The organism is Curtobacterium sp. 314Chir4.1, assembly GCF_900215175.1.
Taxonomy (GTDB): Bacteria; Actinomycetota; Actinomycetes; order Actinomycetales; family Microbacteriaceae; genus Curtobacterium; species Curtobacterium pusillum_A.
Genome location: NZ_OCMI01000003.1, coordinates 474,864 through 501,642, shown reverse-complemented (window position 1 = coordinate 501,642; position 26,779 = coordinate 474,864). Strand labels below are relative to the sequence as shown.

Sequence of the window (26,779 nt, the reverse complement as noted above, 5' to 3'; positions counted from 1 at the left end):
CCAGGTCGCACGACATGCCGCCCGCCGGACGTCGAGGTCGCACGACATGCCGCTCGCGCCGGGCGCAGGCGACAGATCGTGCGACCTCGGCGTACCGCGTGCGACCCCGGCGTACCGCGCGCGACCCCGACGGACCGCGTGCGGAGTGTGACGCGACCACGGGGCGGACGTGAGCGACGCGGCGGAGGCGACCCGCGCCTCCAGGCCGCCTGAGAGGGCACCGATCGGCCGCGTGCCGACCGCCCGACCCAGCCCCGCCGGGTTATCGTCGGACCGTGCCCAGCCAGAAGCCCCGCGTCCGCCGCGTCCCTGTGGCCATGCCGGAGGGCGGCACGTCCGACCAGCCGTGGTACCGCTCGATCCGGTTCTCCGGCTTCAGCCTGCTCATGCTGGTCATCATCGTGCTGTTCGTCGTGGTCCTCGCCCCGTCGCTCCGGACGCTCATCCAGCAGCAGGAGCAGATCGCCCAGCAGCAGCGCGAGGTCGCGAGCCAGAAGGCCGACGTCGCGCAGAAGAAGAAGGACGTGGCGCGCTGGGACGACCCGGCGTACATCGAGGCGCAGGCGCGCGATCGGCTGCTCTACGTGTACCCGGGCGAGGAGAGCTACCTCGTGATGGGGGCGGAGGACACGAAGGCCGACGGGCGGCCCACCACCGACTCCGGCACACCGGTGAGTTCGAGCGTGCAGACGCCGAAGGTCGACTGGGTGCAGGCGATGCTCTCGTCCGTGCTGACCTCCGGGCTCACCGACGAGACCACGCAGGACCTCGTCGCGCCGGACGTCTCCGGCACCGGTGACACCAAGTAGGACCTGACGCGGGACTCCGGTAGGCTCACGTTCCCGTGACGACCCCTCCCTTCGACCCGCCCTCCGACCGCGACGTCCAGGTCGTGTCGGCGCAGCTCGGCCGACCGGCGCGTGACGTCATCGGGATCGCGGCACGCTGCGTCTGTGGCAACCCCACGGTCGTCTCCACGAAGCCCCGTCTGTCGAACGGCACCCCGTTCCCGACGTTCTACTACCTGTGCCACCCCGCGGCCACCGCTGCGGTCAGCACCCTCGAGGCGAACCAGGTCATGCCGGAGCTGGCAGCCCTGCTCGAGGACGACACCATCGCGGCTGCGTACCTCGCGGCCCACGAGTCCTACCTGGCCGATCGCGAGTCGATCGAGCACGTCGACGAGATCGACGGCATCAGCGCCGGTGGCATGCCCACCCGCGTGAAGTGCCTGCACGCCCTCGTCGGTCACGCCCTCGCCGCCGGACCCGGCGTCAACCCCATCGGCGACCTCGCGCTCGAGCGCGCGGACTGGTCGCCCTCCCGGTGTGCGTGCCGGGCGTATGATGGCGGTGCAGACGCTGGAGTCGGGGCGGGTGGCGGCGAAGTCTGACTCGACTCCGAACCCCCCACCCAAGGAGATCATCCCCCGTGCCCAAGATCCTCGTCGTCGGCGGCGGTTACGCCGGCTTCTACACCGCCTGGAAGCTCGAGAAGCACCTTCGCCAGGGCGAAGCCGAGGTCGTGATGGTGGACCCGCTGCCGTACATGACGTACCAGCCGTTCCTCCCCGAGGTCGCCGCCGGTTCCATCGAGCCGCGCCACGCGATCGTCTCGCACCGTCGCCACCTCAAGAAGACGCGCGTGGTCACCGCGAAGGTCACGAACGTCGACCACGCCACCAAGACGGCGACCATCACCCCGGCCGAGGGTGCGGCGTGGGAGGAGTCCTACGACCAGATCGTCATGACCGCCGGTGCGGTCTCGCGGACCTTCCCGATCCCGGGCGTCGCGGACGAGGCCATCGGCCTCAAGACCATCGAAGAGGCCGCGGCGATCCGCGACAAGATCCTCACGAACTTCCACAAGGCCGCGAACCTGCCGGCCGGGCCCGAGCGCGACCGCCTGCTGACCGTCGTGGTCGTCGGTGGTGGCTTCGCCGGCATCGAGGTGTTCGCCGAGCTCCGCTCCTTCGTCACCGACCTGCTGAAGAGCTACCCGCAGCTGTCCTTCGACGACACGCACTTCCACCTGGTGGAGGCCATGGGCCGCATCATGCCCGAGGTCTCGCTCGAGACCTCGCACTGGGTGCTCAAGAACCTCGCGCAGCGCGGTGCCACGGTGCACCTCGAGACCCAGCTGGCCTCGGCGGTCGGCGGTGTCTGCGAGCTCAAGACCAACGACGGCGCGATCGAGAAGATCGAGTCCGACCTCATCATCTGGACCGCCGGAGTCATGGCGAACCCGATGGTCAAGGGCACCGACTTCCCGCTCGAGCAGCGTGGACGCATCCGCGTGCAGCCCGACCTCCGCGTCGTCGACGACAACGGCGTGATCGCCGATGCGTGGGCCTGCGGTGACGTCGCCGCGGTGCCGGACCTCACGGGTGGTGGCGTCGGCGGCTTCTGCGTGCCGAACGCCCAGCACGCGGTCCGTCAGGCGAAGCAGCTCGCGAAGAACCTCGTCGCAACCCTCCGCAACGAGGCGACGAACGACTACAAGCACGAGAACCTCGGCGCCGTCGCGGGCCTCGGTCTCGGCATCGGCGTCTTCCAGTCGGGCAAGTTCGCGATGAAGGGCTTCCTCGCGTGGGGCGCCCACCGTGGCTACCACGGCATGGCGATGCCGTCGTGGGAGCGCAAGTGGCGCGTCATCGGCGACTGGGTCGGGGGCTTCTTCCTCGGCCGCGACATCGCGTCGCTCGACGACCGCGAGACCCCGCGCGCCGCGTTCGAGGCGTTCGCGTCCCGGCCGAAGCCCGCTGCCGAGGCGCCCGCCGCTCCGGCCGCAGCACCGGCTCCGGCCGAGGGTCAGCCGGCAGGGACCGCTGGTCCGGCCTACGGCGAGCCCGCGAAGGACGTCTTCAACGACGCCGAGCCGGTGAAGGCCGAGGCCTCGGCCGACGCCAAGTAGCGACACGCTCCACACGAGGCGGTCACCCCTGACGGGGTGGCCGCCTCGTCGCGTCCCGGCTGTCGGTAGGCTGTTGCGGCCCGCCCCCGTGGCCCAATCGGTAGAGGCATGCGACTTAAAATCGCCGAGTTGTGGGTTCGAGTCCCACCGGGGGTACCGAGACTCGGCCTCGCGTCGCCCCGGCACTACCATCGAGACTCGTGGTCGGAATCGGAAGCGCACTCGCGAACCTGCGGAACGCCATCAACCGGCCCGAGGCCCACGTCGAGGTCGTCGACGGCGAGACCGTCCCGGTCGGGATGCTGCTCGGCACGCTCGGTGCCCTGCTCCTCGACGCCGGGAGCTCCGTCACCGACGTCCGATCGGCACTCGAGAAGGCGCGTGACGCCGCCGGCGTCGGACCGACCCTCGCGGTCGGGGTCCTGCCCGCGCTCGTGATGGTGAGCGAGATCGCCACCGGCGCCGCCACGATCGTGAACGCCGAGGGCGTCGAGCTGTCGTCGCGGCAGGCTGCGCGGGCGAACCGGCTCGTCCTCGGCCTCGAGAGCGGCTCCATCGCCCTCGCCGAGATCCCCGCACGCGTCCGGGCCATCCGCGCCGGCACCGTGCCGCCGCCCGCGCTGCCGTGGATCCTCGGCAACGCCCTGACCTCCGCCGGTCTCGCGGTCGTGTTCCGCTGCCCGTGGTGGGCGATCCTCGTCGCCCTCGGTGTCGGTGCACTCGTCGGTGTGATCGGTCTCGTGCTCCGTCGCTTCCGCGAGGCCGTCGCGATCATCCCCTTCCTCGCGGCGTTCGCGTCGACGACGATCGTCGGGCTGGTGGCCGCCGGCACCGGGTTCGACCATGTCCCGCTCTTCGCGGTGTGCGCCCCGGTCGCGGTGTTCGTGCCGGGAGCGCTCATCACGAACGCCCTGCTCGAACTCACCGCCGCGGACATCGTCACCGGGTCGTCGAGGCTCGTCCAGGGGCTCATCATGCTCGGCTTCATGGCGGCGGGGATCGCCGCGGGCAGCGCCCTGACCGGGCTGCACGTCGACCCGTCCTCGGCTGCGCTCGTCGGCGAGGTCGCCGGCGTCGGCACGGACCGCGGCGGGTGGGAGGCCGTGCCGTCCTACTGGGTCTCGTGGGTCGCCGTCGCCGGGCTCGCCGTCGGCCTCGGTCTGGTGTTCCGGTCCGGGTGGCGACTGACCCTCGTGTCGGTCGCGGTCATGGTCACCGCCTACGCCCTCGTGAGCGGGACCACGCCGCTGTGGGGGAGCGTCGTCGCGACCGGGGCGACCGCTGCACTGCTCTTCGTGGCGACGCGTCTGCTGGAGCGGCTCGTCCCGGCGATCCCGGCGACCGTGTCGTTCTTCCCGGCGTTCCTGCTGCTCGTGCCGGGGACGGTGGGCCTCGTCGCCGTCGCGACGTTCGACCCGGTGGCGTTGGCGACCCCGCTCGCGACCTTCGTCAGCCTGTGCATCGGTACGAAGATCGGCGGGCTGCTGCCCGGCCTGTTCTCGCGCAACGCGCCGCACCGCGGGGTGGACGCGACCAGCTGACGGCCTGGAGGCGCGTGGCGGGGCCGCCCCGCGCCTCCAGGCCGTCTGCCGGTCACCTGTCGGGCGCTACGGCTCGATGAGCAGACCGGCCGCCTGGTCGTCCGCGGCCGTCGCCTTGGCGACGTAGTGCACCTTCTTGCCCGTCGCGTTGTAGGGCAGCTCGGCGACGAACCGGTACTTCCGCGGTCGCTTGTAGCGGGCGAGCCCGGGGTGCGTGCCGGTCCACTCCTCGAGGGCGGCGGCAGCGGCCGTGTCGTCCTCGGGCAGCCGGCCGGGCGCGCGCACGACGTAGGCGGTCACGACCTCGCCCCAGCGCTCGTCGGGGACGCCCACCACGATCGAGTCGGCGACGCCCGGGTGCTCCTGCAGGGCCGCCTCGACCTGCACGGGGTGGACGTTCTCGCCCCCGGAGATGATCATGTCGTCCTTGCGGCCGACGATGGTCACGCGCTCGTGCTCGTCCCACGTCGCGAGGTCGCCCGGGTAGAACCAGCCGTTCGCGAACTTCTCGGCCTCGAGTCCCGGGTTCCGGTAGGAGTACCCCGACTTGAGCGTCCGGACCGCGAACTCGCCGATCTCGGAGCCGTCCTTCGGCACGGTGTCGGTCGGGTCGGCGAGCCGGTCCTCGTACACCCGGACCACGGCGACGTCGTCGTCGGTCGACGCGCGTCCGGTGGACCCGGCGCCGTCGGGGAAGTCCTCGGGGCGGAGGAACGTGTTCCAGAAGGTCTCGGTCGTGCCGTAGCCGTTGAAGATCCGCGGCGACAGGAGCTCCTGGTAGCGGAGCGCTGCGGCGCGGTCGAGCGGGGCCCCCATCGTGACGATGCCGTGCAGGGACGACAGGTCGCGCGGCCGTGCCTCCTGCGCGTTCGCGAGCTGCACGAGGTTCGGCGGGGCACCGATGAGGAAGGTGAGGCGCTCGGTCTCGACGAGGTCCAGCACCCGCTCGGCGTCGAAGTGCCGGAGTGTGGTGAGTTCGGCGCCCACGTAGAACACCGGGTTCGGGCCGCCGGAGTACAGGCCGCCGCGGTGGAACAGCGGGGACATGTTCAGGGTCTTGTCGAACGGGCTGAGCGGGAAGTGCATGATGACGTCGTGCGCGCTGAGCACCTCGACCAGGCTCGGGAGCGGTACGGGCTTCGGACGCCCGGTGGTGCCGCTCGTGTAGAGCCGGGTCGTCTCGTCGTAGGTGCTGCGCGGCTCCGTGGCGGCGAGCTCGTCGGCGGTGACGGGGTCGGCGCCGACGACCTCGGCGAAGGGGACCGTGCCGTCGTCCGTCGCGTCGCCGACCACGACCACGTGCTCGGGGGCGTGCGGGGCGCTGGCGAGTGCAGCGCGGATGTCGTCCGCGCGGGCGGCGTCGTACACGAGGACGACGGGTGCGGAGTCCTCGATGATGAACCCGACCTCGTCGGGGGCGAGCCGGAAGTTGGTGGGGGAGAAGACCGCTCCGATGCGGTGGCACGCCAGGTACAGGATCGCGAACTCGGGGGAGTTGAACAGCTCCACCATGACGACGGAGCCGCGACCGACCCCGTGCCGGAACAGCCAGCCGGCAACCCGGTCGACGTCCGCGCCGAGCTCGGCGTAGGTCCAGGTGCGGCCGCTGTCGGGTTCCCGCAGGGCAGGGCGGTCGGCGAAGCGGTGGGTGTTGCGGGCGAAGCCGTTCGCGTACGTGTAACTGGTCTGGAAGACCTCGCGGAACCGCGTCGGGTCGTAGTCGGATCGGGTCTCGGTCATCGTCGCTCCCTGAAGCGGTCGGGGTGCACCGCGCACCGTTCGCCAGCGTATCCGCCGGACGCGCACTCGGAAGCGCTCGCCGTCGACGAGTCCGGGCGGCGTGTCAGGCGCGGCTGCCCGTTCGGACCCCGCGCGTCACGAGGGTGCTCCCGACGGCCGCGACGGCGCAGAGCGCCGCGATGACCGCCAGGGCGACGGGGGAGACGTGGGTGCCGGCCGTTCCGGAGTACACCGCGGCGGTCAGTGCGACGGCGACCGCGGCGATCGCGACGTAGCGACCCCGGGACTGCGTGAGCAGCGCGTGACCGGCCGACCCGGTGAGTGGGAGCAGGGTGGCCACCACCGCACCGAGGCCTCCGACGCACAGGGTGATCGCGAACTCGGACACGAAGGAGACCCAGAAGCCGGACCCCGGCGTCAGCGAGTGCAGCACCCACCCGGCGGCCGCGACGACGAGCAGGGCGACCGACCGCCAGGTCGCGCTCCGAGCGCCCGCGGCGATCGCCGAGCCGAGCCGGAGCGCCGCGGTGTCGAGGTCGGGGCGCCCGACGGGAACCAGGACGACACCGACGATCACGGCCGGCGACAGGTCGAGCGACCGGGTCACGGCGCAGGCGACCAGTGCCGCGAGGACCAGCCAGGGGGACACCCGGAACCCGACGGCGTGGCGGTCGGACCCGGCGGCCCACCGCGCGGCGAGGACGACCGTGGCGGTGAGGACGGCGGCCCCGAGCAGGACCCCGATCGCGAGGCGGACGTACCGGGCCTCGAGCGAGACGCCCACACCGAGGACGGTGCAGAGCCCGACGACGGCCACGGCGATGGCGATCGAGACCCACGTCGGCAGGGCGTCGTCGCCGCGGCGCCGCTCGTCACGGGGACGGTTCCGTCCGAGCACACCGGCGAACGGGTTGCGCACCCCTCCGCGGACGGTGCCGGCGACGAGCGCGAGTGGACCGGCGACGAGCACGAGGAACCCGGCGGCGACCGCCGTCGCCACGAGCACGGTCCGCCACGAGAACACCGCCTGGATCGTCGGGACCGTGGTGTCGTACGCGGTGGACGCCGTCCAGTCGCCGGCCGGTCCGGACCAGTCGAGCCCGGCGTGACCGGCACCCGGACCGGTGGCGCCGACGCTGCCGGACCCCGGCCCGCTTGCCGAGCCGCCGGAACCGCCGGTACCCGTACCGGTGCCGCCGCTCCCCGTGCCGCCCGTCGCGCCGGTCGATGTGGTGCCGCCGTCGGGGGAGCCGGATCCGGCGCCGTTGCCCGACGCCGTCCCGGTGGCGCTCGACGTCGCGGAGGCGCTCCCCGACCCGGGTGAGCCGGGACCACTCGACGAACCGGTCGGTTCGCCGGACGACCCGGACCCCGGGGAGACCCGTACCCGCACGGCCGCCGACGACCGGGAGAAGTTGCCGGCGGCGTCCTGCTGCGTCGCGGTGATGCTCCGCGTCCCGCCGAGCAGCGTCGACCCCGCGGTCGAGCACGACCACCGGCCCGACGTCGGGACGTCCGTGCGGCAGACCGGTGCCCGGTCGACGTACACGGTCAGGACCGCTCCGGGCTCACCGGTGCCGGACACCGCGGCGGGCTGGGCGCCCACCCGGTCCCCGGCAGCAGGAGCGGTGATGCGCGGGGCCGCAGGCGCAGTGCGGTCGAGCGTGATCGTCACCGGCGCCGACGCCGCGCTGCGCAGGTCGGACCGGTAGCCCGCGGCGGTGCTGGCGGTCTGGGTCGCGGTCACGACGGGCCGGGCGTCACCACCGGCGCCGGGCGTGGCACCGCCGAGCGAGGTCGTCCACCGGCCGTCGCGACCCACGGTCGCGGTCCGGTCGGTCGTCGATCCGGACACCGAGAGGGTCACCGTGGCACCGGCGTACCCGGTGCCGGAGACCGGCCCGTTGGTGGGGCGGTCGGTCGTGACGGTCGGCGGGACGACGATGTCCGACGCCGGGGCGCTGGCGGACCCGACCCCGGCGTTCGTGCGGTCCTGGACGGTGAAGACCTGCTGCGGACCGGAGCGGACGGCGGCGACGCACGACCACGAACCGTCGCCGCGCACGGTCGTCGAGCACCCGGCCGTCCCGGTCGCGGCGGGGCCGGAGACCCGGAGCGCGTGCCCGACCGTCCCCGTTCCGTGGAACCGGGCGGTGCTGCTCGTGATGTCACCGGGGTCGGCGATGGTCGGGCGCACCGGCCGTCCGGTCGGCGGAGTGGTCGGGGGTGCGGGTGTGAGCTGGTTCTGCGGCACCGGGGTCGTCGTCGGCGCGGGCGTCTCCGCGACGGCGCCGGGCGGCGCTGCGGCGACGGTGGCGGGCGGTACTGCAGCCGCGACCGCCGGAGCGGAGACCGCCGTGAGCAGTCCGACGACCAGGGCGGCCGCGAACCCCGCGAGCACGGTGAAACGGGTTCGCCGAACGCGGCCGTCGCCCCCGACTGCCTGTCCGTCCACGTTCTCCCGCAGCGTGTTCATCCGCCTCCATCCCACGTGATCGAGCGGCTCGGGTCAATACGCCGAACGGATGATGTCCGCCGACCGAGCGACACGCCGACGAGCCCGAACGCGCGGTGTGTGCGACTCGGGAATCGGCCGTGAACCGACGACGCGGACGAGAGCACCCGTGCCTGCTCGGTACAATCGATCCCGGCCGTTCTGCGGTCCCCCGAACCACCGCGGATCCCGACGCGCAAAGGAGTACGACCTCATGGACACCGGACTCATCACGACGCTGATCGTCGTCGGAGTGGTGGTGGTCCTCCTCGTGATCGTCGGGATCTACCTCTGGGTCACGTACAACTCGCTCGTCACCCTGAAGGTGCGCGTCGACGAGGCGTGGAGCGACATCTCCGTCCAGCTCAAGCGACGGGCCGACCTCATCCCGACCATCGTCGAGACGGTGAAGGGCTACGCCACCCACGAGAAGTCCGTCTTCGACGACGTCACGAAGGCGCGCTCCGAGACGCTCAGCGCCGGGGACGCCTCGACGGCCTCCGTTGCCGAGGGGCACATGCAGAAGGCCCTGAAGAGCGTCTTCGCCGTGGCCGAGGGCTACCCACAGCTGCAGTCCAGCCAGAACTTCCTGCAGTTGCAGTCCGAGCTCGTCGACACCGAGGACAAGATCCAGTCCGCACGTCGCTTCTACAACGGCGGCGTCCGCGAGCTCAACACGAAGATCCGCGTCTTCCCGAACTCCTCGTTCGCGAAGAGCCGTGGCTTCACCGAGGCGTCGTTCTTCGAGACCGCCGAGCCCGCGGCGATCGCCGAACCGCCGCGCGTCCAGTTCTGATCCACCCGGCGTCGTCCTGACGTGTACAGCGCCATCGCGCGGAACAAGCGCAACACCGTCCTGATCGTCCTCGTCTTCATGCTGGTCATCGGGGCGCTCGGGTTCCTCGGCGGGTACCTCGCCGGCAACGTCTCCATCGGCGTGATCGTGCTCGTCGTGGCGCTCGGGTACGCGGTCCTGCAGTACTTCCTCGCCGGGCGGCAGGCCACGGCGATCGCGGGTGGCATCGAGGTCGACCGGAACACCGAGCCGCGGCTCTGGCGGACGGTGGAGAACCTCGCCATCGCGACGGGCATGCCGATGCCGCGGGTCTTCGTCATCGAGGACCCGTCGCCGAACGCGTTCGCCACCGGCCGCGACCCGGAGCACGCGATCGTCGCGGCCACCACCGGCCTGCTCGCCATCATGGACGACCAGGAGCTGCAGGGCGTCATGGCGCACGAGCTCGGCCACGTCAGGAACTACGACATCCGGGTCTCGACCATGGTGTTCGGGCTCGTCGTCGCGGTCGGCCTCATCGCCGACGTGCTCCTGCGCATCTCGATCTTCAGCGGTCTCGCCGGTGGGCGGAACCGCAACAACGACAACGGCGGCGGGAACAACCCGATCCTGCTCATCGCGGGCATCGTGGCGGTCATCGTCGCGCCGATCGCGGCCGCGGGCGTGCAGGCTGCGGTGTCGCGACAGCGCGAGTACCTCGCCGACGCGACCGGCGCGATGACGACCCGGCACCCCGAGGGACTGGCCCGCGCGCTCGAGAAGCTCGGTGCGTACGGGCGACCGATGCAGACGCAGAACTCGTCGATGGCGCACCTCTGGATCGCGGACCCGATGCGTCCGGGCGTGATGGACCGCCTGTTCTCGACGCACCCGCCGCTGCAGGACCGCATCGCGCGGCTGCGGGGCAGCCTCGACCGCTTCTGACGGCGGCGTCTCGCGCGATCGAGACGACGCGTGGCGCTCGAGACGCCGCGAGCCGCGCGAGACACCGCCGGATCCGGCGGCGTCTCGGCCGCCGCGCGGCGTCTCGCCGGCGGTGCGGCGTTTCGCACGCGACGGCCTGGAGGCACGGGGCGGGCCCGCCCCGTGCCTCCAGCCGTTCAGACGGCCGGCTCCAGGGCCGCGGTCGCCTCGGCGTCGTCCGCCGCGACGTGCGGCACGAGCGCGACGCCGAGCGCTCCCGCGACGGCCGCGGCGGCCGTGCCGCGGTCGGTGACCTCCACCCCGTCCAGGCCCTGCCACGCCGCGGTCCGACGCAGCGTGTCGGCCAGTCGGTCGGCGTCGAGCCGTTCGCCCGGCTCTTGCCACGCCGTCCGCACGCGGAGCACCCCGCGCTGCCGATCGCTCTTCAGGTCGATGCGCCCCACGAGCCGGTCGTCCTGCAGCACCGGCAGCACGTAGTACCCGAACACCCGCTTCGGCGCGGGCGTGTAGATCTCGATCCGGTAGTGGAAGCCGTACATCCGCTCGGCCCGTCGTCGGAACCAGACGACGGGGTCGAACGGGCTGAGGACGGCGTCGGCGGTCAGGCGGCGGGGGACCCGTGCGTCGGCGTGCAGCCAGGCGCGTTCGCCCCAGCCCTCGACGGTGACCGGCACGAGTTCCCCGGCGGCGACGAGCTCGGCGATCGCGGCGGCGGTGTCGTCGGATCGGAGCCGGAAGTAGTCGGCGATGTCGGCACGGGTGCCGATGCCGAGCGCACGGGTCGACCGGCGGACCAGCTCACGGATCGCCACGGGACGCGCTGGTGCCGTCTCGAGGGTCCCCGCGGGCAGGACCTGCTCGGGCAACGCGTACACCCGTTCGAACCCGGACCGGCCGGCGCTCACGACGTCGCCCCAGCGGAACATCTGCTCGAGCCCGAGCTTCACGTCGCTCCAGCCCCACCACGGCCCGCGGCGGACGTTGGACTCGTGCTCGACGGCACTCGCGGGCAGCGGGCCCTCGGCTCGGAGCAGCGCCTGGAGTTCGCGACGGACGCCCTCGGTCCGGGTGACGCTCTCGACCCGGGTCGGCCACGAGTCGCGGTCACGCAGGGCGTCCATCCGCCACCGGAAGAGCGGGAGGTCGGTGCGGTCGACGAACGCGGCCTCGTGTGCCCAGTACTCGGCGTAGGGGCCGCGCTTCGCCATGGTCAAGCGGTCGAGCGTCGACTTGTCGTACGCGCCCAGCCGGGCGAAGAGCGGGAGGTAGTGGCTGCGCTCGAACACGTTGACGGAGTCGATCTGGAGCAGGCCGAGCCGAGCGAAGCCGGCGTTCAGCGCCCGGGTCGAGACGGTGTCGGCCGGTGGTCGGCCGAACCCCTGGGCGGCCAGCGCGACACGACGGGCCTCGGCAGCGGAGAGCGTGGTCCTGACCATGCTCCTGACGCTACCGACAGCCGCCGACAGCGCCCGTACCCCGGCGTATGCCGCATCCGGTACCTGTCGGTCAGCACATCGGTACACTCCAGGAATGGCATGGGGCAGAACGCAGCAACCGACGCATCCCGACCCCGTGGTCGAGGACTCGGTCCCGACGGGCATGCGGATCGCGGGCGCCTGGTCGTGGCGGATCCTCGTCGTCATCGGCGTGATCGCGGTCTTCATCTGGCTGATGACGATCTTCAGTCAGATCCTCATCCCGTTCCTCGTCGGCATCGTCGTGTCCGCGCTGCTCGTGCCGATCTCGAACTGGATGCAGCGGCACCACGTGCCGAAGTGGCTGGCGGTCGTGATCAGCCTGCTCGGCGGGCTGGCGGCCATCGGCGCGCTCGTCTGGCTCGTCGTCGACCAGATCATCGCCTCGTACCCGTCGCTCCGCGACCGGACCGTCGAGCAGTACGCGAACATCAAGGACCTCGTCCTGAACTCCGGCCTCGGCATCACGCAGAGCGACGTCAACGGCTGGCTCAACGACGGCACGAAGTGGCTGCAGGACAACTCGGCGTCGATCCTGTCCGGGGTCGCGAGCGCCGGGTCGGGCGCCACGCACGTGTTCGAGGCGCTCTTCATCATCCTGTTCACCACGATCTTCCTGCTCATCGACGGCAAGAACGTGTGGCGCTGGGCGGTCCGGCTCTTCCCGAAGAAGGCCCGCGCGACCGTCGACGGCGCGGGCGTCGCCGGGTGGATCACCCTCACGAGCTTCATCCGGGTGCAGATCTTCGTCGCGTTCGTCGACGCGGTCGGCATCGGCCTCGGTGCGTTCATCGTCGGACTGTTCTTCGGTGGGATGCCGCTCGTCATCCCGATCGCGGCGTTCGTCTTCCTCGGCGCGTTCATCCCGGTGGTCGGTGCGATCGTCACCGGCTTCCTGGCCGTCTTCGTCGCCTTGATCTTCAACGGACCACTCGCTGCGGTGCTCGTGCTCGCCGTCGTCCTGCTCGTGCAGCAGATCGAGGGGCACATCCTCCAGCCGCTCGTGATGGGCAACGCCGTCAAGGTGCACCCGCTCGCCGTCGTCCTGGGCGTCACGGCGGCCTCCGGGCTCGCGGGCATCGCGGGAGCGTTCTTCGCCGTGCCGCTGATCGCCACCGTGAACACCATGGTCATGACGATCGCGAGCGGCCGGTGGCGCGGACTCGACTCCGAGCACGTGCTCGAAGCCACCCCGAAGCGCGGCCAGCACGGGCAACTCCAGCTCCGCCGGGGCCGCCGCCACAAGATCGGCGACCCGGTCCCCGCACCGGGCAGCAAGCCGGAACCGACCGCGGCTGAGGACACTGCCAGCACCAACTGACGTCACGGGTTCGTCACGAGCGTTCCGACCGACCATGATGGGACGGTGACCGACACGACTCCGCAGCTGATTCCCACGCTCGACGACATCGAGAAGGCGCGCGAGACGATCGCCGGGGTCGCTCGGGTCACCCCGATGGAGACGTCGCAGTTCCTCGCGGAGCTGCTCGGATCACCGGTGCACCTCAAGTGCGAGAACCTGCAGCGGACCGGTGCGTACAAGGTGCGCGGCGCGTACAACCGCCTGTCGACGCTCACCCCGGAACAGCGTGCCGCGGGAGTCGTCGCCGCGAGCGCGGGCAACCACGCCCAGGGGGTCGCCCTCGCCGCCCGTGAGCTCGGCATCCCCGCGACGATCTTCACGCCGGTCGGGGTCGCGCTGCCGAAGCTGCAGGCCACGCGGCACTACGGCGCCGAGGTGGTCCTGCGAGGCCACTCCGTGGAAGAGGCCCTCAGCGCCGCCAAGGACTTCGCGGCCCGGACCGGCGCCGTGTTCATCCCGCCGTTCGACCACCCCGCCGTGATCGCCGGCCAGGGCACGCTCGGCCTCGAGATCCTCGACCAGGTGCCGGACGCCGAGACCGTCATCGTGCCGATCGGTGGCGGCGGGGTCATCGCCGGCATCGCCCTCGCGGTGAAGGGCGTCGCCGAGCGCCTCGGACGCCCTATCCGCGTGATCGGCGTCCAGGCCGAGAACGCTGCCGCCTACCCGAGCTCGCTCGAGGCCGGCGAGCCGGTCACGGTCACCACGAAGCCGACGATCGCGGACGGCATCGCCGTGGCGCGCCCCGGCGACCTGAACTTCCCGATCATCCGCGACCTCGTCGACGACATCGTCACGGTGTCCGACGACGACGTCGCCCGAGCTCTCCTGGTGCTGCTCGAGCGCGCCAAGCTCGTCGTCGAGCCCGCCGGCGCGGTCGGCGTCGCGGCGATCATGTCCGGCGCCGTCCGCGACACGGGACGCACCGTCGTGCTGCTGAGCGGCGGCAACATCGACCCGCTCATGATGGAGCGCGTGATCACCCGCGGTCTCGTCGCCGCGTCGCGCTACATCGGCATCCGCATCATGCTGCCGGACCGCCCCGGACAGCTCGCACGGGTCTCGCAGGTCATCTCCGACGCGGGCGCGAACGTCGTCGAGGTGCTGCACACCCGACACGGTCAGGGCCTCGTGATCAACGAGGTCGCGCTCGACCTCTCGATCGAGGCGCGCGGCCCGGAGCACGCGCAGGAGGTCATCCACCGGTTGCGCGAGGTGGGCTTCCGTCCGGAGCTACTGGAGCACTGATTCCAGACCAGCACTGAGACCAGACCCCAGGACGGACTGGAGGCGCGGTGCCAGCTCGCACCGTCCCTCCCGTCACGGCCGTCGTGCCGCTGGCGCGTCACGCCGGTACCGGCGGGTGGGGCCCACCTCCAGTCCGCCTGTGGTCGCCCGCAGGGCACGCGACCTACGGGACGTAGCGCTCGACGTTCGTCACCTCGACGGTGATCTCCTTGCCGTTCGGCGCGGTGTACGTGGTCTTGGCTCCGGGCCGGAGGCCGACGATCGCGGCGCCCACCGGGCTGACGGGGCTGTAGACGGTGAGGTCCGAGCCCTCGCCCACGATCTCGCGGTTGCCGACGAGGAAGGTCGACTCGTCACCGGCGATGACCGCGGTGACGACGGTGCCGGGCTCGACGGTGCCGTCGAAGTCCGCTTCGCCGACGGTCGCGTTCTTGAGGAGTTCGGTGAGCTGACGGATGCGGGCCTCGATCTTGCCCTGCTCGTCCTTCGCAGCGTGGTAGCCGCCGTTCTCCTTCAGGTCGCCTTCTTCGCGAGCGGCCTCGATGCGGTCCGCGATCTCCTGACGACCAGCACCGGAGAGCGTCTCGAGCTCGGCCGTGAGGCGGTCGTGTGCCTCCTGGGTCAGCCAGGTGACCTGCGTGTCGTTGCTCATCGTGAATCCCTTCAGCAAAGAACAAGACCGGCCGGTGTGGCCGGTCTTGTCCGCGAATCACAGCAGTCTAGGGAACCCAGCAGTCGTGGATCAACCCGGTGACGCCGCGGGACACGGTCTTCACAGGTGTGCTGACGCTGCGGGTGCGCTGGTCGATCGCGGGGACCCGGATCTCCTTCCAGCCGACGATCGTGTACGACTTGTCGAGCACCTGCACGGCGCACTTCGCAGCCGTCCCCGGGTCGACCGAGATCTGCGAGTGCACCACGGTCTCGTGGTCGGAGACGACCTGGTACCCGATGTCGTCGGTGTCGAGGCCGTGGCTGGTCTGCCCCGGCCCCGCCCAGATCACCCAGACGATGAAGACGAGGGCGACGGCAGCGGCGGCGACGATCCCGATCAGCCGCGTCCGACGGGCGCGTCCGGGGGTGCGGCCGTAGCGGTCGTCCAGCGTCGCGGTGGTGCTGGCGGACGGCTGAGGTGCCGGTGGGTGCTGCGGTTCGGACAGTTCGGGGCTCCCGGGGTGATTATCCTGATCCCAGGGTAGTTCACGTGTCGCTGTGCGCTGCCCGCGTCCGCCGCGCGACCGAGTGAGGATCCCCACGTGCCGTACCGCCTGATGGCCGTCCACGCCCACCCCGACGACGAGTCGAGCAAGGGAGCAGCGACGGCGGCGAAGTACGTGGCCGAGGGCAACCAGGTGCTGGTCGTGTCGTGCACCGGGGGCGAGGCCGGGGACATCCTCAACGAGCAGCTCGGCGAACCTGCGACCAGCAGGGCGCACCGCGACATGGCCGGGTACCGCCGCACCGAGATGGCCGCAGCGCAGGCCGCGCTCGGCATCGACCACGTCTGGCTCGGCTACCACGACTCCGGCCTGCCGGACGCCGAGAAGGGCGAGGTCGTGCGCCCCGGCACCTTCTCGACGGTGCCGCTCGAGTACTCGACCGAGGCGCTCGTCCGCGTGATCCGGCGCTTCCGGCCGCACGTGCTCGTCACCTACGACGAGAACGGCGGCTACCCCCACCCGGACCACATCCGGACGCACGAGGTGTCGATGGCCGCGTGGTCCGCCGCTGCCGACCCGTCCGCGTACCCGACCGCCGGTGCCCCGTGGTCCATCGCGAAGCTCTACTACGAGCGCACCATGAACCCGCGCCGCTTCCGCACGGTCTTCGAGGCGCTGCGGGAACGCGACCCGGACAGCCCGGCCGTCGAGCAACTCCGCGAGTGGGTCGAGCGGTTCGCCGACCGACCGGACCTCGCGACGACCCACGTCGACGTGCACGAGTTCTTCGACGCCCGCGACGCCGCCCTCCGGGCGCACGCGAGTCAGGTGCCGCCGGACAGCGCCTTCTTCTACTGGCCGAACGACCTCCTCGCGACGGTGTGGCCGACCGAGGACTACGAGCTCGTCGAGGCCCGCGTGCCCACGTCGACGCCGGAGTCCGACCTCTTCGCGGGGATCCCTGCCGACAAGGACACCACTGCGTGAGCACCATCACGGCGGTACTCGCCGCCACCCCCAGCCCGAGCCCGACCTCGACGGTCCCCGACGTGGACGTGACGCCGGGCGTCGCGGGCTTCATCGCGATCGCGCTCGTCGCGGTCGTGACGATCCTGCTCGTCATCGACATGACCCGGCGCATCCGCCGGACGCGCTACCGGTCCGAGATCCGCGAGCGACTGGAGGCCGAGGTGAACGGCGCGGCCACGGACGAGCCGGAGCGTCGTGCGGCGGAGGACGGCCGGGCCGACGTCGGCGAGGACACCGAGCGCGGCTAGACGCCGCCGCGGAATCGGGCGTACCTGGTCCGCACGGACGACCCGGTACGCCCGGAACCACCTGGTACCGCGAGCGTTCTGGGAAGGAACGACCGCCCGCGTCAGCGGACCGGGTGCAGGGCCACCAGGAGCACGCCGACCCACTGCGCGCCGAACGCGACGACGGTGAGGGCGTGGAAGACCTCGTGGAAGCCGAACACCGTCGGTGACGGGTTCGGACGCTTGAAGCCGTACACGAGCGCGCCGAGGATGTACGCGACACCGCCGGACAGGATCAGCACGGTCATCGGGACGCTGGCGGCGAAGAACTGGGGCAGCAGCCCGAGCGCCGCGCAGCCGAGCACGAGGTAGATCGGCACGTACAGCCACCGCGGCGCCCCGATCCAGAGCACCCGGAACGCGATGCCGAGCGCCGCTCCGGACCACATCACCCAGAGCACGACGACCATGAGCGTGTGCGGCAGCGCACAGATCGCCACCGGGGTGTACGTGCCGGCGATGAGCAGCAGGATGTTGGTGTGGTCGATGCGCTTCAGCACGGCCTTGACCGTCGGGCCCCACGGGAACCGGTGGTAGGTGGCCGAGACGCCGAACATCGCGAGCGAGGTCGCCATGAACACGGCGCTGCCGACCTTCGCGGCGGGGGAACCGGAGAGGGCGATCAGCACGATGCCCATCGCGATCGCGAACGGGAACGCGCCGAGGTGGATCCACCCGCGCCAGGCCGGTCGGGGTTCCGGAGCGGTGCTCGCAGCCTCTTCGGTGAAGGGGACGTGGGGGAGCGTCCCGGTGTCGTTCTCGGCCTGCATGGTCCGACCGTAGGGGCCCTTGCCGAACGAACGCCGAACACGCCCTTCCGAGGTGCGGTGCACTATGTTCGTTCCGTGACCGGCACGGTGGGATGGGCAGGACGAGGGATCCTCTACCGCGCCTACCAGAGCCGCATCCGTCGGCAGATCGACGACGCGGCGAAGCCGAAGCACGTCGCCATGATCGTGGACGGCAACCGGCGCTGGGCGAAGCAGCTCGGACTCGAGTCCGCCGCACACGGTCACCGGGCCGGCGCCGCGAAGATCCCCGAGTTCCTGACCTGGTGCGACGACCTCGGGATCGAGGTCGTGACGCTCTACCTGCTCTCGTCCGACAACCTCACGGGCCGTGGCGGCGAGGAACTCGAGCAGCTCGTCGGCATCATCGCCGACCTGGCCGGAACGCTCGCCGACCACCGGGACTGGCGGGTGCAGCACGTCGGGTCGAACGAGGGACTGCCCACGGCGCTCGTCGACGCCCTCGCGCAGGCCGAGGCCCGATCGGCGGACCACACTGGGCTGCACGTCAACCTCGCGGTCGGGTACGGCGGACGCCGGGAGATCGCGGACGCCATGCGCAGCATCGTGCAGGCGCACGGCGAGGGCGGCGGCACGCTCGACACCCTGGCCGAGGTGCTCACGCCGGAGCTCATCGGCGACCACCTCTACACGCAGGGGCAGCCCGACCCCGACCTGGTCATCCGGACCTCGGGGGAGCAGCGGCTGTCGGACTTCATGCTGTGGCAGAGCGCGCACAGCGAGTTCTACTTCGTCGAGGCGTTCTACCCGGACCTGCGCGAGGTCGACTTCCTCCGTGCGGTCCGCGACTTCGGGTTGCGCTCACGACGCTTCGGCGGATAGTCGGTTCGTCCGAGCGGTGACGTCCCAGTAGACTCACAGGGTTTTCGTCCCATGGAAGGTTGCCCCTGTGAACATCGACGAGTACGCCGCAGGCTTCGCTGAGGAGCCCGGCTACCTCGACCACGCTGCGTTCGGTCCCGTGCAGACCGCGGTCCTCGAGGAGCAGCGCGTGCTCGGCACGATCCAGGAGCACATGCGCTTCGGCGCCATGGAGACGCTCGACGAACAGGACGCCCGGGTCCGCACCGTCGCCGCGCGGCTCGTCGGCCGACGCGAGGACCAGGTCGTCTCGCAGACCGCCACCACGCCCGGCCTGCTGCACACCGCGTTCGGCCTGACCGGCGGCGTCCTGGTCGCGGCGGACGAGTACCCGTCGATGCCGCTCGCCCTCGCCAGCGCCGCCTCCGCCACCGGCGGCCGCGTGCAGCCCGTCGTCGTCGAGTCCGGTGCCGGCTGGATGACGCCGTCGCTCATCGGGTCGCGGCTGTCGGACGACATCACGGCCGTGGCCGTCTCGCTGGTCGACTGGCAGACCGGGTACCTCGCCGACCTCGCCGCCATCCGCGAGGTCATCGGCGAACGCCTGCTCATCGTCGACGCGATCCAGGGCTTCGGCGTCGTCGACGCCCCCTACGAGCTCGCCGACGTCGTCGCGACCGGCGGCCAGAAGTGGCTGCACGCCGGCTGGGGGACCGGGTTCACGGCCTTCAGCGACCGTGCCCTGAACCGTCTTCGTCCGGCGCTGTCCGGTCCGCACGGCACGACCGGCTGGCCGACCGAGGTCCCGGCCGTCCGCCCGGGTGCCGCCGGCTTCCAGATGACGCGCATCGACCCCGTCGCGCAGGCCCGGATGGCCGTGTCGCTCGACCGGCTGACGGCCGTCGGGGTCGCCGCCGTCCAGGAGCGCGTGGCCGACCGGGTCGAGCGGGTGTTCGACATCGCCGACGAGTTCAGGCTGTCCGTGGAGTCCAGCCGCGACCCGCGGGAGCGCGCCGGCATCGTGGTGCTGCGGCCGCCGCAGGGGCGCCTCACGGCGCTGTCCGCCGCGTTCCACAACCACGGGGTCACCGCTACCACGCGGCTCGGCGTCGCGCGCGTGTCGGTCTTCGCGTCCACGACGGACGAGACGCTCGACATGTTCCGCGACGCCTGCCTGTCGTACGCCACGATGCAGTAGCGGCTGCGGGGTATCGCTGCCGCGAGACTCGGCCGGAACGACACTTCTCGCGCTGCGGGGCCCGAGAACTGTCGCGTGCCCCGAGTCTCGGTGCAGCGCCACCGAGTCTCGGCCGCGTTGTTCACGTGACCGTAACTCGGGAAACCGCGTGTCGCTGGTGTCGTGTCGGGGGTCGGACGTAGCTTGTCCCCATCGGGCACCGCGCCCGATCGAAGCGGCCACAGTCGGTGCTTCGGGACCCGCTCCACGGCCGCGTTCGAGGACATGGACCGGGCCGAGCGCGGCCCGGGGATGGAGTGGTCGTGACCTCTCAGAACGTCTCTCGCGGAACACAGCAGCAGCACACCGCGGACTCGTCCACATCGGTCGCCCAGCGCACGTACGTGCTCGACACCTCGGTGCTCCTCAGCGATCCGCGGGCTCTGTTCCGCTTCGCGGAGCACGCGGTCGTCCTGCCCGTCGTGGTCGTCAGTGAACTGGAGTCCAAGCGCAACGACCCGGAGATCGGGTACTTCGCCCGGCAGGCGCTCCGGCTCCTCGACGAGCTGCGGATCGAACACGAACGGCTCGACTTCCCGATCGCGATCGGCGAGGGCGGCTCGTTCCGGGTCGAGCTGAACCACTCCAACCAGTCCGTCCTGCCGTCCGGGCTGCAGCTCGGCGACAACGACTCGCGGATCCTCGCGGTCGCCTCCAACCTGAAGAACGACGGACTCGACGTGGTCGTCGTCTCGAAGGACCTGCCCCTGCGCGTCAAGGCGTCCTCGATCGGCATGGCGGCGGAGGAGTACCGTGCCGAACTCGCGGTCGACTCCGGCTACACCGGCATCACCGACCTGCAGGTGTCGGGCGAGCAGATGTCCGACCTGTACGAGCAGGAGGAGATCCGCTCGTCGCAGCTCGACGGCGTCCCGGTCAACACCGGTGTCGTCATCCACTCCGAGCGCGGGTCGGCCCTCGGTCGGGTGCACACCGCCGGAGCGGTGGCGCTCGTGCGCGGCGACCGTGAGGTCTTCGGCCTCCGCGGCCGCTCCGCCGAACAGCGACTCGCCATCGACGCGTTGCTCGACCCGGAGATCGGCATCGTGTCGCTCGGCGGCAGCGCCGGTACGGGCAAGTCGGCGCTCGCGCTCTGCGCCGGACTCGAGGCCGTGCTCGAACGGCAGCAGCACAAGAAGATCATGGTGTTCCGCCCGCTCTACGCCGTGGGTGGGCAGGAGCTCGGGTACCTGCCGGGCGACGCGTCCGAGAAGATGAACCCGTGGGCGCAGGCCGTGTACGACACGCTCGGTGCCCTGGTGTCGGACAACGTCCTCGACGAGGTCGTCGAGCGCGGCATGCTCGAGGTGCTCCCGCTGACGCACATCCGCGGGCGCTCCCTGCACGACGCGTTCGTGATCGTCGACGAGGCGCAGTCCCTCGAGCGCAACGTCCTGCTCACGATGCTGTCCCGGATCGGTCAGAACTCCCGCGTGGTCCTCACACACGACGTCGCCCAGCGCGACAATCTGCGGGTCGGTCGGCACGACGGGGTCGCCTCGGTCATCGAGCGGCTGAAGGGGCACCCGCTGTTCGCCCACGTGACGCTGACGCGTTCGGAGCGGTCCGCGATCGCCGCGCTGGTGACCGAGATGCTCGACTCGCCCGACCTGGTGTAGCGCGGCCGGCGGGGCGCTCCTGGTGCGTTCCGCTGCTGCACAACCAAAGTCACCCCGAACCACGGATACCTGTGGTTCGGGGTGACTTTGGTTGTGCGGCTGAGTGCCGGGGGCGGTGCGCCGGGTCAGTTCGGGTGGGTCATGGACAGGACGTCCAGGGCACTGTCGAGCTGCTCCTCGGTGACCTCGCCCCGCTCGACGTGGCCGAGGGCGATGACGGCCTCGCGCACGGTGATGCCCTCGGCGACGGCGAACTTCGCGACCTTCGCCGCGGCCTCGTAGCCGATCACGCGGTTGAGCGGCGTCACGATGGACGGTGACGACTCCGCGAAGGCGCGGGCTCGCTCGAGGTTCGCCTGCAGCCCGTCGATCGTCTTGTCGGCGAGGACCCGGGAGCTGTTCGCCAGCAGGCGGATCGACTCGAGGAGAGCCGTGCCCATCACCGGGATCGCGACGTTCAGCTCGAACGCACCGGAGGCCCCGGCCCAGGCGATCGTGGCGTCGTTGCCGATCACGCGCGCGGCGACCATGAGGGTGGCCTCGGGGATGACCGGGTTGACCTTGCCGGGCATGATCGACGACCCCGGCTGGAGGTCCGGGATGTGGAGCTCGCCGAGGCCGGTGTTCGGCCCCGAGCCCATCCAGCGGAGGTCGTTGTTGATCTTGGTCAGGCTGACCGCGATGACCTTGAGCGCACCGGAGGCCTCGACGAGGGCATCCCGCGCGCCCTGCGCCTCGAAGTGGTCGAGCGCCTCGGTGATCGGCAGGCCGGTGTCGCTCGCGAGCTGGGCGATGACCCGCTGTGGGAAGCCCTTCGGGGTGTTGATGCCCGTGCCGACCGCGGTGCCGCCGAGCGGGACCTCGGCCACGCGGGGGAGTGTCGCGTTCACGCGCTCGATGCCGAGGCGGACCTGGCGCGCGTAGCCGCCGAACTCCTGCCCGAGGGTGACCGGGGTGGCGTCCATCAGGTGCGTGCGCCCGGACTTCACGGCGTCGGCCCAGAGCGTCGCCTTCGCCTCGAGCGACTCGGCGAGGTGCTCGAGTGCCGGGACGAGCGTGCGGAGGAGGGCCTCGGTCACGGCGACGTGGACGGACGTCGGGAAGACGTCGTTCGAGGACTGCGACGCGTTCACGTGGTCGTTCGGGTGCACGGCCGAGCCGGCGACCTCGGACGCCAGGGTCGCCAGGACCTCGTTCATGTTCATGTTCGACGAGGTGCCGCTGCCGGTCTGGTAGACGTCCACCGGGAACTGGTCGTGGTGCGCGCCGCCGATGATCGTGTCGGCGGCCTTCGCCACGGCGTCGGCCACCGCGGGGTCGACGATGCCGAGCTCCCCGTTGACGATCGCCGCGGCACGCTTGATCCGAGCGAGCGCCACGATCTGCGCCGACTCGAGACCACTGCCCGAGATCGGGAAGTTCTCGACCGCACGCTGTGTCTGCGCCCGGTAGAGCGCCGACTTCGGCACCCGGACCTCGCCCATGGTGTCGTGCTCGATGCGGTAGTCGCCGTCGCTGTCGGTCACGGTGGTCGCGGTGGTGTCGGTCACGTCGTCGTGGTCCTTCCTGGGGTGCTCGCCGGCCGCGGTCGCGCCGGCTGGTGTGGTGTCCGGGCGGCGGGGTCCCCGCCGGTGCCCGTGACGGTCGTCGTGGCGGTCGGTCAGGCCTGGCCCACGACGGTGTCGATGGTGACCTCGCCCGTGGTGAGGTCGTAGGTCGCCCCGACGACGGCCAATCTACCCTCGGCGATCGCGTCGGAGACCGCACCGGAGCGCTCGATCACCTGGCGCAGGGTGGCTTCGAGGTGGGCGGCGCCGACGGATTCCTGGGGGACGTCGGCGTCGGTGGCACGCACGCGCTCGACGCTCGGGGCGATGGCGTCGACCAGGGCCTGCAGGTGGGGTGCCGGGACGGGCTCGCCGGAACGGGCGGCTGCGACGGCGCCGCACTTCGTGTGCCGGAGCACGACCACGAGCGGGGTGCCGAGCGCGACGACCGCGAACTCGATCGAACCGAGCACGACGTCGTCGACGATCTGCCCGGCGTTGCGGATGGCGAAGAGGTCACCGATGCCGGCGTCGAACACGTGCTCGAACGGCACGCGCGAGTCCGAGCAGCCGAGGACCGTCGCGAAGGGCGCCTGCGATCCGGCGAGCTCCGAACGGCGGTCCGGGTCGATGCGGCCGGTGCGGCGCTTGTCCGCGGCGAACCGGGCGTTGCCGTCGACGAGGAGACGCAGGGCGTCGGACGGAGTGGCGGCGGCGCGGTCGGGCATGGGGCTCCTCGGGTGCTGGTCTTCGGGGGACGTGCTGCGGGTGTTGCGGGTGGGTCCGGTCGCCGGTCAGCCCGCGAACTGCTTGCTGACGGCTGCTGCGACGGTTCGGAACGAGGACTGGTCGGCGGTGCCGGACAGGACGATGGTGTTCGACCCGAACGTCGACACGAGCGAGTACGCCTGGTTGCCCGCGTCGTTGCCCTCTGCTCGACGGTCGTACACGGTCCACTTCGTGCCCGCGATCGTGCGGGAGCCGGTGGCCGCGTGCTGGTCGAGCTGGTTCGACACCCAGGTGTCGTTCGCCCTGATGCCCTGCTGCAGCCCGATGTACTGCTTGTCGGGCGTGATCAGTCCGACGGTCCAGACGCTCACCCCGTCGGTGGTCTTGTCCTTGTAGTCGGCGCGGTTGGACGAGAACGTGTCGGGCAGGACCGGCGCCGCCAGGGTCACACCGGGGACCTTCGCCTGGGACGCGACCTTCTGGTAGTCGACGTCCCGGTCGACGACGGTGGTGTTCGGTCGGACCACGACGGCGACCAGGAACAGGACGATCCCGAGCGACGCGATGAGCGCGATGACGAGGTTGAACGCCGTCTGGTGTTGCCGACGCGCGGTGCGGGCTGCGTCCTTCCGTGCCCAGGTCTCCTCCGCCGTCTCGGGACGACCGAGTTCGGCGACGATCGGACGGCCGTCGGGGTCGGTCATCGGGCGGCGCCGTCCTCGGTCTCGGAGGCGGCACGGGCGGCGTCGAGGCGTGCACGTGCGCCGACCAGCCACTCCTCGCACCGGGCGGCGAGGGACTCGCCCCGCTCCCACAGCGACAGCGACCGTTCGAGCGTGGCCGAACCCTGCTCGAGCTCGGCGACCACGCGCACGAGTTCGTCGCGCGCGGCTTCGTAGCTCAGCGACTGGACGTCGGCCTGCTCGGGTTCCTGCTGGGATGACACACCCCGATCCTACCGAGGCTCCACCGACGTGCGGTCCGCGCGCGCAACCTGTGGACAGCCGGGCGGCGAGTAGGTTCGCGTGCATGACGGACCTCCCCGACGGCGCGACGTGGTACCCGGCCCCAACGGCCCCGGCGGCCCCGGCGGCCTCGGACCCCGCGCCCGTGCGACCCGCCCTCGCCCTCGTCCTGCCCGGCGGCGGGTACCACGGGCACGCCGCCCACGAGGGAGAGGGCTACGCACGGTGGCTCAACGCCATCGGCGTCTCCGCCGTCGTCTTCGAGTACCCGGTCGCCCCGCACCGGCACCCCGACGCCGTGGTCGCGACCAGGACGCTCCTGCGGGACCTGCGCGCCGGACGGTTCACGGGCCTCCCGTCCGACCCACGCGTCCTGCTGGTCGGCTCGTCCGCGGGCGGCCACCTCGCAGCCCTCGTCTCGAGCGCGCCGACGCCCGAGGAACGCGCCGTGTCGGACGTCGACGACCGACCGGACCTCGCGCTGCTCTGCTACCCGGTGGTGTCGATGACCGACCACCAGCATCGGGGGAGCGCCGACAACCTGCTCGGGAAGGGCGCCACGGTGTGGGCGCAGGGCGCGCTCGACACCGAGCTCATGGTCGACGCCGCGACCCCGCCGACGTTCCTCTGGCACACCGCCGAGGACCCTGCAGTGCACGTCACGCACTCGCTCCTGTACGGGCAGGCGCTCGCGCGGCGGGCGGTGCCGTTCGAGCTGCACGTCTTCGAGCGCGGGGCCCACGGGATCGGGCTCGCCGAGGGCACCGGGACCGCGGCGGCGTGGCCGGACGTCGCCGAGGCCTGGCTGCGCGACCGCGGGTGGTGACGACGACCCGAGTCGGTCAGGCCCCGTCCGGACCCGGACCGTCCGGCTCGAGGGTTCCCGTGGCGGTCCCGGCGCCGAGCGTCACGTGCACCGGCGTCGCACCGACGAGGTCCGCTGAGCCGCGCACCACGCCGCCGTCCGACGTCTGCACGATCGCGTAGCCACGGCGCAGGGTGTCCCGAGGCGACAGCGCCCGCAGCCTGGCCGTGAGGTGCCCGACCTCGGAGTGCGACCGTTCGAGCCGCCGGTCCAGGAGCTCCCGGGCGCGGGAGAGGTCGCGCGCGACCTCCTCGGCGCGGGTGTCGACGAGCCACGCGGTGGACGCCAGGGCCGGCCGGGAGCGCAACGACGCGATGCGGTCCGCCTCGACCGAGAGCGTGTGCGACAGCCGCAGCCCGAGCCGGGCACGCGCCGCCCGGACGTTCGCGAGTTCCTCTGCGACGTCCGGCACGACGCGCTTCGCGGCGTCCGTCGGGGTGGAGGCACGGAGGTCGGCGACCTCGTCGAGGATCGGTCGGTCGGCCTCGTGCCCGATCGCCGAGACGATCGGCGTGCGCGCGGCCGCGGCGGTCCGGACGAGCCCCTCGTCGCTGAAGCCGAGCAGGTTCTGGAAGTCGCCACCGCCGCGCGCGACGATGATCACGTCGACCTCGGGGTCGGCGTCGAGTTCGAGGATCGCCGCAGTGACCTCGCTGACGGCCCGCTCGCCCTGCACGGCGGTGTGGACCGTGCGGAACTCGACCTGGGGCCACCGGAGCTGGGCGTTGCGCTTGACGTCCTTCTCGGCGTCGGAGTCCTTGCCGGTGATCAGGCCGATCCGGTGCGGCAGGAACGGCAGGCGCTTCTTGCGGGCGGGGTCGAACAGGCCCTCTTCGCCGAGGGTCCGTCGGAGTCGCTCGAGTCGTTCGAGCAGGTCCCCGAGCCCGACGTGCTTCATCTCGACGACCTGCATCGTCAGCGAGCCGCCCTTGACCCAGTAGTTCGGCTTGACGGCGGCGACGACGCGGTCGCCCTGCTTGATGTCCGCCGGCACCCGGGAGCGCACGCTCGACCAGATGGAGAACGACACCGTCGCGTCGACCTCGACGTCCTTGAGCTTGCCGTAGACGTTGCCGCCGGCGACGTTCCACTGGGTGATCTCGCCCTCGACCCAGGCGGTGCCGAGCCGGTCGATCCAGTCCCGCAGCTTCGCACCGAGCAGCGCGACGGGCCACGGGTTGTCGGCCGTCGGGGGTCCCTGTTCGATCGCCATGGCCCCATGCTGCCGCATCCCGGC

Annotated in this window: 25 protein-coding genes and 1 tRNA gene; 15 read left to right on the top strand and 11 right to left on the bottom strand. The window is 71.6% G+C overall.

The genetic code is table 11. The annotated features are described in order from the left end of the window. Positions 1 to 275: 275 nt before the first annotated feature. The 5 genes from CRP27_RS11350 (at position 276) to CRP27_RS11330 (ending at position 4,454) form a co-directional block, all read left to right on the top strand. Complete coding sequence (locus tag CRP27_RS11350) at positions 276 to 809, top strand: septum formation initiator family protein (RefSeq protein ID WP_097180754.1); 534 nt, start codon at positions 276 to 278, stop codon at positions 807 to 809. Positions 810 to 844: 35 nt separating this feature from the next. Further along, the gene (locus CRP27_RS11345; protein ID WP_097180753.1) at positions 845 to 1,393 is read left to right on the top strand and encodes a DUF501 domain-containing protein; all 549 of its coding nucleotides are present in this window, start codon (positions 845 to 847) and stop codon (positions 1,391 to 1,393) included. A gap of 38 nt (positions 1,394 to 1,431) precedes the next feature. Next, positions 1,432 to 2,913, top strand: coding sequence for an NAD(P)/FAD-dependent oxidoreductase (locus CRP27_RS11340; RefSeq protein WP_097180752.1), 1,482 nt, complete (start codon positions 1,432 to 1,434; stop codon positions 2,911 to 2,913). Positions 2,914 to 2,995: 82 nt separating this feature from the next. After that, positions 2,996 to 3,069, top strand: a tRNA-Leu gene (locus CRP27_RS11335). A 44-nt stretch (positions 3,070 to 3,113) separates the two neighbouring features. Then, positions 3,114 to 4,454, top strand: a complete 1,341-nt coding sequence (locus tag CRP27_RS11330) for a threonine/serine exporter family protein (protein WP_097180751.1) — start codon at positions 3,114 to 3,116, stop codon at positions 4,452 to 4,454. Positions 4,455 to 4,520: 66 nt separating this feature from the next. On the opposite strand, the gene CRP27_RS11325 is transcribed toward CRP27_RS11330, so the two are convergent. Together CRP27_RS11325 and CRP27_RS11320 are read right to left on the bottom strand one after the other, a co-directional pair. Beyond that, complete coding sequence (locus CRP27_RS11325; protein ID WP_097180750.1) at positions 4,521 to 6,194, bottom strand: class I adenylate-forming enzyme family protein; 1,674 nt, start codon at positions 6,192 to 6,194, stop codon at positions 4,521 to 4,523. Positions 6,195 to 6,297: 103 nt separating this feature from the next. After that, positions 6,298 to 8,670: a hypothetical protein gene (locus tag CRP27_RS11320; RefSeq protein WP_097180749.1), complete on the bottom strand. Its 2,373-nt coding sequence runs from the start codon at positions 8,668 to 8,670 to the stop codon at positions 6,298 to 6,300. A gap of 232 nt (positions 8,671 to 8,902) precedes the next feature. Between CRP27_RS11320 and CRP27_RS11315 the strand changes: the two genes are divergently transcribed. After that, positions 8,903 to 9,484, top strand: a complete 582-nt coding sequence (locus tag CRP27_RS11315) for a LemA family protein (RefSeq protein WP_176505567.1) — start codon at positions 8,903 to 8,905, stop codon at positions 9,482 to 9,484. 21 nt (positions 9,485 to 9,505) lie between these two features. Beyond that, on the top strand, positions 9,506 to 10,408 hold the full coding sequence (locus tag CRP27_RS11310) for a M48 family metalloprotease (protein ID WP_097180748.1): 903 nt from the start codon (positions 9,506 to 9,508) through the stop codon (positions 10,406 to 10,408). A gap of 176 nt (positions 10,409 to 10,584) precedes the next feature. On the opposite strand, the gene CRP27_RS11305 is transcribed toward CRP27_RS11310, so the two are convergent. Continuing rightward, on the bottom strand, positions 10,585 to 11,844 hold the full coding sequence (locus CRP27_RS11305) for a winged helix-turn-helix domain-containing protein (RefSeq protein WP_097180747.1): 1,260 nt from the start codon (positions 11,842 to 11,844) through the stop codon (positions 10,585 to 10,587). 94 nt (positions 11,845 to 11,938) lie between these two features. On the opposite strand from CRP27_RS11305, the gene CRP27_RS11300 reads away from it, so the two are divergent. Next, positions 11,939 to 13,204 carry an AI-2E family transporter gene (locus CRP27_RS11300; RefSeq protein ID WP_255257549.1) on the top strand — a complete coding sequence of 422 codons (1,266 nt, stop codon included), beginning with the start codon at positions 11,939 to 11,941 and terminating at the stop codon, positions 13,202 to 13,204. 45 nt (positions 13,205 to 13,249) lie between these two features. Then, a complete protein-coding gene (gene ilvA, locus CRP27_RS11295) occupies positions 13,250 to 14,494 on the top strand; it encodes a threonine ammonia-lyase (protein ID WP_097180745.1) in 1,245 nt (414 codons plus the stop codon). A gap of 163 nt (positions 14,495 to 14,657) precedes the next feature. Here ilvA and greA read toward each other — a convergent pair whose 3' ends face one another. Further along, positions 14,658 to 15,146: a transcription elongation factor GreA gene (gene greA, locus CRP27_RS11290; RefSeq protein ID WP_097180744.1), complete on the bottom strand. Its 489-nt coding sequence runs from the start codon at positions 15,144 to 15,146 to the stop codon at positions 14,658 to 14,660. 67 nt (positions 15,147 to 15,213) lie between these two features. Continuing rightward, positions 15,214 to 15,750: a DUF4307 domain-containing protein gene (locus CRP27_RS11285; RefSeq protein WP_176505566.1), complete on the bottom strand. Its 537-nt coding sequence runs from the start codon at positions 15,748 to 15,750 to the stop codon at positions 15,214 to 15,216. Between CRP27_RS11285 and mca the strand changes: the two genes are divergently transcribed. Beyond that, the gene (gene mca / locus CRP27_RS11280; protein WP_097180742.1) at positions 15,751 to 16,641 is read left to right on the top strand and encodes a mycothiol conjugate amidase Mca; all 891 of its coding nucleotides are present in this window, start codon (positions 15,751 to 15,753) and stop codon (positions 16,639 to 16,641) included. Continuing rightward, positions 16,638 to 16,931 carry a hypothetical protein gene (locus CRP27_RS11275; RefSeq protein WP_097180741.1) on the top strand — a complete coding sequence of 98 codons (294 nt, stop codon included), beginning with the start codon at positions 16,638 to 16,640 and terminating at the stop codon, positions 16,929 to 16,931. The genes mca and CRP27_RS11275 overlap by 4 nt, the downstream gene beginning before the upstream one ends. Positions 16,932 to 17,032: 101 nt before the next feature. Here CRP27_RS11275 and CRP27_RS11270 read toward each other — a convergent pair whose 3' ends face one another. Then, positions 17,033 to 17,740 (bottom strand): hemolysin III family protein, encoded by a 708-nt coding sequence (locus CRP27_RS11270; RefSeq protein WP_097180740.1) that lies wholly within the window; start codon positions 17,738 to 17,740, stop codon positions 17,033 to 17,035. A 75-nt stretch (positions 17,741 to 17,815) separates the two neighbouring features. Between CRP27_RS11270 and CRP27_RS11265 the strand changes: the two genes are divergently transcribed. The 3 genes from CRP27_RS11265 to CRP27_RS11255 all read left to right on the top strand — a co-directional run bounded on the left by CRP27_RS11265 (position 17,816) and on the right by CRP27_RS11255 (position 21,436). Further along, positions 17,816 to 18,601: an isoprenyl transferase gene (locus tag CRP27_RS11265; RefSeq protein ID WP_176505565.1), complete on the top strand. Its 786-nt coding sequence runs from the start codon at positions 17,816 to 17,818 to the stop codon at positions 18,599 to 18,601. A 67-nt stretch (positions 18,602 to 18,668) separates the two neighbouring features. Beyond that, entirely contained in the window at positions 18,669 to 19,778 is a 1,110-nt protein-coding gene (locus CRP27_RS11260; protein ID WP_097180739.1) for an aminotransferase class V-fold PLP-dependent enzyme, read from the top strand. Positions 19,779 to 20,074: 296 nt separating this feature from the next. Then, on the top strand, positions 20,075 to 21,436 hold the full coding sequence (locus tag CRP27_RS11255; RefSeq protein WP_176505564.1) for a PhoH family protein: 1,362 nt from the start codon (positions 20,075 to 20,077) through the stop codon (positions 21,434 to 21,436). A 125-nt stretch (positions 21,437 to 21,561) separates the two neighbouring features. On the opposite strand, the gene CRP27_RS11250 is transcribed toward CRP27_RS11255, so the two are convergent. From CRP27_RS11250 to CRP27_RS11235, 4 genes are all read right to left on the bottom strand, one after another. Next, the gene (locus CRP27_RS11250) at positions 21,562 to 22,986 is read right to left on the bottom strand and encodes a class II fumarate hydratase (protein WP_255257548.1); all 1,425 of its coding nucleotides are present in this window, start codon (positions 22,984 to 22,986) and stop codon (positions 21,562 to 21,564) included. Positions 22,987 to 23,096: 110 nt separating this feature from the next. Beyond that, positions 23,097 to 23,711 carry a carbonic anhydrase gene (locus CRP27_RS11245; RefSeq protein ID WP_079238375.1) on the bottom strand — a complete coding sequence of 205 codons (615 nt, stop codon included), beginning with the start codon at positions 23,709 to 23,711 and terminating at the stop codon, positions 23,097 to 23,099. A 66-nt stretch (positions 23,712 to 23,777) separates the two neighbouring features. Further along, entirely contained in the window at positions 23,778 to 24,416 is a 639-nt protein-coding gene (locus CRP27_RS11240) for a DUF4245 domain-containing protein (protein ID WP_097180738.1), read from the bottom strand. Beyond that, the gene (locus CRP27_RS11235; RefSeq protein WP_079238377.1) at positions 24,413 to 24,658 is read right to left on the bottom strand and encodes an exodeoxyribonuclease VII small subunit; all 246 of its coding nucleotides are present in this window, start codon (positions 24,656 to 24,658) and stop codon (positions 24,413 to 24,415) included. Before CRP27_RS11235 ends, CRP27_RS11240 begins: the two co-directional genes overlap by 4 nt. An 83-nt stretch (positions 24,659 to 24,741) precedes the next feature. Between CRP27_RS11235 and CRP27_RS11230 the strand changes: the two genes are divergently transcribed. Continuing rightward, on the top strand, positions 24,742 to 25,503 hold the full coding sequence (locus CRP27_RS11230) for an alpha/beta hydrolase (RefSeq protein WP_176505563.1): 762 nt from the start codon (positions 24,742 to 24,744) through the stop codon (positions 25,501 to 25,503). A gap of 16 nt (positions 25,504 to 25,519) precedes the next feature. On the opposite strand, the gene xseA is transcribed toward CRP27_RS11230, so the two are convergent. After that, positions 25,520 to 26,755: an exodeoxyribonuclease VII large subunit gene (gene xseA, locus CRP27_RS11225; RefSeq protein WP_097180736.1), complete on the bottom strand. Its 1,236-nt coding sequence runs from the start codon at positions 26,753 to 26,755 to the stop codon at positions 25,520 to 25,522. Between the last annotated feature and the right edge of the window lie 24 nt (positions 26,756 to 26,779).

Bases quoted from the DNA above. Each gene is read 5' to 3' on its own strand.
- greA (WP_097180744.1), bottom strand. From the start codon at position 15,146: ATGAGCAACGACACGCAGGTCACCTGGCTGACCCAGGAGGCACACGAC.
- CRP27_RS11230 (WP_176505563.1), top strand. From the start codon at position 24,742: ATGACGGACCTCCCCGACGGCGCGACGTGGTACCCGGCCCCAACGGCC.
- CRP27_RS11305 (WP_097180747.1), bottom strand. From the start codon at position 11,844: ATGGTCAGGACCACGCTCTCCGCTGCCGAGGCCCGTCGTGTCGCGCTG.
- CRP27_RS11245 (WP_079238375.1), bottom strand. From the start codon at position 23,711: ATGCCCGACCGCGCCGCCGCCACTCCGTCCGACGCCCTGCGTCTCCTC.
- CRP27_RS11315 (WP_176505567.1), top strand. From the start codon at position 8,903: ATGGACACCGGACTCATCACGACGCTGATCGTCGTCGGAGTGGTGGTG.
- CRP27_RS11325 (WP_097180750.1), bottom strand. From the start codon at position 6,194: ATGACCGAGACCCGATCCGACTACGACCCGACGCGGTTCCGCGAGGTC.
- CRP27_RS11270 (WP_097180740.1), bottom strand. From the start codon at position 17,740: ATGCAGGCCGAGAACGACACCGGGACGCTCCCCCACGTCCCCTTCACC.
- xseA (WP_097180736.1), bottom strand. From the start codon at position 26,755: ATGGCGATCGAACAGGGACCCCCGACGGCCGACAACCCGTGGCCCGTC.
- CRP27_RS11300 (WP_255257549.1), top strand. From the start codon at position 11,939: ATGGCATGGGGCAGAACGCAGCAACCGACGCATCCCGACCCCGTGGTC.
- CRP27_RS11240 (WP_097180738.1), bottom strand. From the start codon at position 24,416: ATGACCGACCCCGACGGCCGTCCGATCGTCGCCGAACTCGGTCGTCCC.
- CRP27_RS11320 (WP_097180749.1), bottom strand. From the start codon at position 8,670: ATGAACACGCTGCGGGAGAACGTGGACGGACAGGCAGTCGGGGGCGAC.